General features: G+C 49.1%; 4 protein-coding genes and 1 pseudogene. 2 read left to right on the forward strand and 3 right to left on the reverse strand.

The features are described from left to right. Positions 1–1,433 (forward strand): adenine deaminase (gene ade / locus JF818_RS15865; protein WP_198893017.1); only part of this gene is annotated, 1,433 nt, incomplete at its 5' end. Here the strand turns inward: ade and JF818_RS15870 are convergent. The 3 genes from JF818_RS15870 to JF818_RS15880 are packed head-to-tail and all read right to left on the reverse strand — an operon-like array spanning position 1,423 to position 4,294. Continuing rightward, positions 1,423–2,178, reverse strand: coding sequence for an ABC transporter ATP-binding protein (locus JF818_RS15870; protein ID WP_198893018.1), 756 nt, complete (start codon positions 2,176–2,178; stop codon positions 1,423–1,425). The genes ade and JF818_RS15870 overlap by 11 nt on opposite strands. Further along, positions 2,175–3,194 carry an iron ABC transporter permease gene (locus JF818_RS15875; RefSeq protein WP_198893019.1) on the reverse strand — a complete coding sequence of 340 codons (1,020 nt, stop codon included), beginning with the start codon at positions 3,192–3,194 and terminating at the stop codon, positions 2,175–2,177. Before JF818_RS15875 ends, JF818_RS15870 begins: the two co-directional genes overlap by 4 nt. Next, complete coding sequence (locus tag JF818_RS15880; RefSeq protein ID WP_198893020.1) at positions 3,191–4,294, reverse strand: ABC transporter substrate-binding protein; 1,104 nt, start codon at positions 4,292–4,294, stop codon at positions 3,191–3,193. The genes JF818_RS15875 and JF818_RS15880 overlap by 4 nt, the downstream gene beginning before the upstream one ends. 148 nt (positions 4,295–4,442) lie before the next feature. Here JF818_RS15880 and JF818_RS15885 point away from each other — a divergent pair. Continuing rightward, positions 4,443–4,836, forward strand: a pseudogene (locus tag JF818_RS15885) (gamma-glutamyl-phosphate reductase); the annotation flags it as partial.

Here is a 4,836-nt window from a genome sequence, read left to right on the forward strand (position 1 = left end):
TCGCAGACCCACATGAAATCTGCAATGTATGTGGTCTTGAGGGGTTGTCCTATATGCTGGAGGCATCAAAAGAGACAGCGTTGCAAGCTTTCTTTATGGTGCCTTCCTGTGTCCCGGCTACTACCTTTGAGCATAGTGGGACTGTATTGGAAGCAAAGGATATCAAGGAAGCCTTGCAACATGAGAGAGTTCTCGGCTTGGGTGAGATGATGGACTTCCCTGGGGTTGTAGCTGGGACAGACCTGGTCCTGGACAAGATCATGGAGGCGAAACGCCTACATAAGGTTACAGATGGCCATAGTCCAGCGATCAGCGGAGCAGAGCTTGATGCCTATGCAAGTACAGGGATCTTAACCGACCATGAGTGTGAGAACGAGCAAGAGTTGCGTGACCGAATCCGACGTGGTATGTATGTCATGCTCCGTGAAGGGTCGGCTTGTAAAAATGTACTGATGCTGCTGGGAGGAGTGACCGAAAAAAACAGCAGACGTTGTGTTTTTTGCACTGATGACCGGCAACCGAAAAGCATTCTCACCGATGGGCACATCAACAACAATGTACGTATTGCAGTACAGGATGGACTCGATCCAATCGAGGCTATCTGTATGGCCACCGTTAATAGCACAGATTGCTATCATCTTACCGACCGAGGTGCGATTGCACCTGGTAAACGGGCAGACTTCTTGCTCTGCAATGACCTGAAAGAGTTTTCCATGCATCAGGTGTATGTAGCAGGAACGTTGGTAGCTGAAGATGGGGTTATCTGCAAGGCTGCAAAGGCAAAGCATGATGAGAGAGTCTCTGGCAAGATGCAAGTCAAGGATTTTTCAGTCAAGCGTCTGCGCCTACCACTATCCAGCCCAAATGTTCGTGTAATCGACATCATCCCAGGGGGGGTGGTTACTGGAGCAGGAGAGGCTACCGTAACGGTTGAAAACGGAGAATGGGTTCATGACGAAAGTCAGGATATCATCAAGCTTGCAGTGGTTGAGCGTCACACAGGAACAGGAAATGTGGCTGTGGCGCTCTTGCGTGGGTATGGCTTGCAGGGTGGGGCAATGGCTACATCCGTTGCCCATGATTCACACAACATCATTGTAGCAGGGGATGATGATGAGGATATGGCTATGGCTGTAGAGCACTTGATCTCCATTGGTGGTGGTATGGTAATCGTGAAAAAGAAGAAAATACTGGCTTCCTTTGCACAGAACGTTGCTGGTTTGATGAGCTACGAGGCAGGCTCAGTTATTGCTGAGCAGCTGGACAAACTTCATCATATTGCGCAGGAATCACTACATATCGGTAAGGAAATCGATCCCTTCATGACACTCTGTTTTATGTCATTGCCGGTTATCCCTGCCTATAAGTTAACCGATATGGGGTTGTTTGATGTAAGAAGTTTCAGCTTTGTTCCTCTGGAGCTCAATAGATAAGTGTTTTTGTACCGACTTGGGCAACGGTTAGCTCGGTATCATAGAGGGTGGTCAGCATGGCAGTGTTGACCACCTCTTCTTTTGGCCCGTAACAGAGCAGGGAACCCTTCTTCACCATCGCAACATGGCTGGCAAGTTCGTAAGCAAGGTTTGCGTCATGCGTGGTAAATAGAAGGGTTTTTCCCTTAGCATGCAGCTGTTTCAGGATGGTAAGAACCCTTTTCCGGTTGGCAGGGTCCAATGCACTTGTAGGCTCATCGAGCAAGAGCATGGAACTCTGTTGGGCAATGGCCCTTGCAAGCAGCAACAACTGATGTTCTCCTCCGCTCAAGGTAGTGATATGCCTCTCTGCATAGTTAACCAAACCCACATCATACAGTGCCTGATAGGCTATCTCTGCATCCACTTCACTTGGTGTTCCCAGCCCTGAAAGATAGGGGGAACGCCCAAACAGCACGTAATCGATCAGAGAAAAGGAGAAGTTGTATTGTTCGAATTGGGGAACCAAGGCTAATGTTCTCCCGAGCTCTTTCCGCCCATAGGAGGAGATTGGTTTCCCATATAATGATACCTGGGCACTCTTCTGCCATCCCAACAGGACATCGAGCAGTGTTGATTTACCTGCTCCATTGGAACCCAGGATAGCTACACTCTGTCCTTCTTCTACGGAGAGTGAGACATCATCGAGCGCTTTGGTGCCGCTCGGGTAAATGAAACTCAGATGGTTTACCGTCAAAGCGTTCATGCTTTGCCCTCCTGGTGCTTGAGTGAGAGGATGATCATAAAGATAATGGCCCCAATGAAGCTGGTGAGCAGTCCGATGGGAATCTCGGTAGCCAGGACGGTCCTGCCAATGGTATCGCAGACCAGGAGAAAGAATGATCCCAAAATCATGGAACCGGGAAGGCTGGTGGAGCTGTCGGAACCAAACAACTTACGACCCAGGTGAGGGGTGATCAAACCAACCCAGCCGATCAGACCGGTGATGGAAATGGTGACCGTGGTCCCTACCGTGGCAACTATCAGAAGAATGATCCTATCTCGCTTGGGGTTCATCCCCACAGAGAAGGATGTCTTCTCCTGGAGACTAAGCAGGTTGAGTTTCCATCTATATCCCAAGAGTATGGCCATACTGAGAATGACCACCCATAGAATGGAGAGAATCTGGGCCCATGAGGCATTCCAGAGCCCTCCCATCATCCAGAAAGTGATGTCTTGCAGATCCTTGGTAGGTTCCGCCACCAATTTTATCACACCTAGTGCACTGGAGAAGAGGGCTGATACCGCTATTCCGCTAAGCACCAACCGTAACAGCCAACCTCCAAACCTGAAACGGGTTGCAAGCAAGTAGGAAGCAAGCAAGGCCAACAGCCCAAAGAACGTAGCGCTTAGTTGTACAAAGAGGGTTGATCCCACTCCCATGACAATCATCAATGCCGCTCCGAAGGCCGATCCTTGGCTTACACCCAGGAATCCAGGTTCAACCAAAGGATTTGAGAACAGCATCTGGAACGTGAATCCGCTTGCACTGAGCATTGCCCCGGCAAGCAAGGCCAGAACAATACGAGGAAGCCGGATGCGCAGGAAGATACTCCTGGTCATGGCATTGGTTGACCAGTCTGTTGGGAATCTGAATCCGGCAGTGGGATACCTCCCCGCAAAGAGGAACAGGAAGGCCAGGAGCAGTGTTGCTCCCAGCATTCCTAGAAGGAGTCCCGTTCGTCGTTTACGCTCTGCCTGATAGCGCTGATGGGCATTCATAGTGCGTTGATGGCAACAGAATTACTATAGCGGTCTCTCAGGAAACCAAGCTTATTCTCATCGGTGAGATGATAGAAATCCTGGTAGAAGGAGGTGACCTCATCACGCATGTTCAGCTCAGGATAGCGCTCAGGATAGACTTCTGAAGCCAGCCACTGCAGACCAAGGATCCAGGAGGCAACAGGCTGGATATAGTTCATCATATCATAGGGACTTGCCTTTACCTGTCTGTTCTCTACCGCTCTGAGAGTTGACCATATCTCTGACTCATAGATTGCCTCGATGTATTGGTCAGTCGGGGTACGGTAGCTCACAACGATAATGATATCAGGGTCCCAAGCAGCAATCTGTTCGAAACTTACCGTAGACCAACCGTTTGCTGCCTTGTTGGCACCTTTCCAAACTGCCTCGGCACCAATGGTCTCGACCATCCATGTCTGCATCCACTCATCAGGTGCAATCTTATAGGAGTAGGTGTTGTCGGAGGTATTTGCCTGGAGGAGGAGTACACGTTTCCTGTCCTTTGCATCGATTGAGGAGGCTGTCTCCCTGATTGGATCAAGCCGCTGTTCGTAGAGATCAAGTATTTCAGCAGCTCGTGTATTGTTCTTCAGAAGCCTGCCAAGCTCAGCTACCTCTCTCTTCCAATCCTCGTAGGATTCCAGATTCATCGTAAAATTGGGTACCCCAAGTTGGTCAAGCTTTTGTGCAATAGAGGTAAAGTGGGTTGCCTTGGTCAACACCAGATCACTCTGGTAGCTGGCGATTTCTTCCACACTGGCTACCTGACTGATACGTGGGTTGTCATCCAACGAGGGCCTGATGAATGAGAAGAAATCTCCTAATCCCTGGTCAGTCTTGGGAAGGGTAAGGTCCATGTCAGTAACCTCAGGGAAGAGGAATAATGCGTTCGCTGGCATATTGCCCGCTTTTCCTGCAATCAATACCTTTGATGGCTTTTCCTGTAATTTGAGTGTTCTCCCATTTGCATCGACTGCCTGGTAGTAGTCACTCTCCTGTATTGCCTGTTCAGCCGCTCCTTGTGCAAAGAGCAAAGCTGGGATCATGCAGAGTAGTAAGGCTAAGGTTCTAAACTTCATAGATGGGTCTCCTTTGTTGCGATTGGTTGCAGTTTACCATTATACTTTTCAAAAGGCAATCGCAAATCAGAACCTCTTCAATCTTTATCACCTTGATAGCTTCCCATAATCAGTTTAGTGTATACTTACTGTATATAAGGGACTGACTATGGAATCAACATACTTGCAACAGAGCATTCGTTCCTTGAGAAAGAGTGCCAAACGCCTTGCCTCCAGTACGGAAACGGAACGCAACCAACTTCTCCAAATGATTGGAGAGGGTTTGCGTCGTGACTGGGAAACCATCAAGGTTGCGAATGAGAGAGACATTCTCAAAGCGAAAGAATCAGGGCAGAGAGAATCCCTGGTCAAGAGACTGGTTTTCAATGATGAGAAGCTGCATGCATCCCTGCTTGGGTTGGAACAAGTAGCTTCCCTGCCAGATCCAATTGGCACTATCAAGCAACGAAGGGAACTAGATGAGGGGCTCTTGCTTGAGCAGATTGTCGTTCCCATTGGTGTCATCGGCATGATCTTTGAAGCACGACCAGATGCCTTGATCC

The organism is Sphaerochaeta sp. S2 (assembly GCF_016406725.1).
Taxonomy (GTDB): domain Bacteria; phylum Spirochaetota; class Spirochaetia; order Sphaerochaetales; family Sphaerochaetaceae; genus Sphaerochaeta.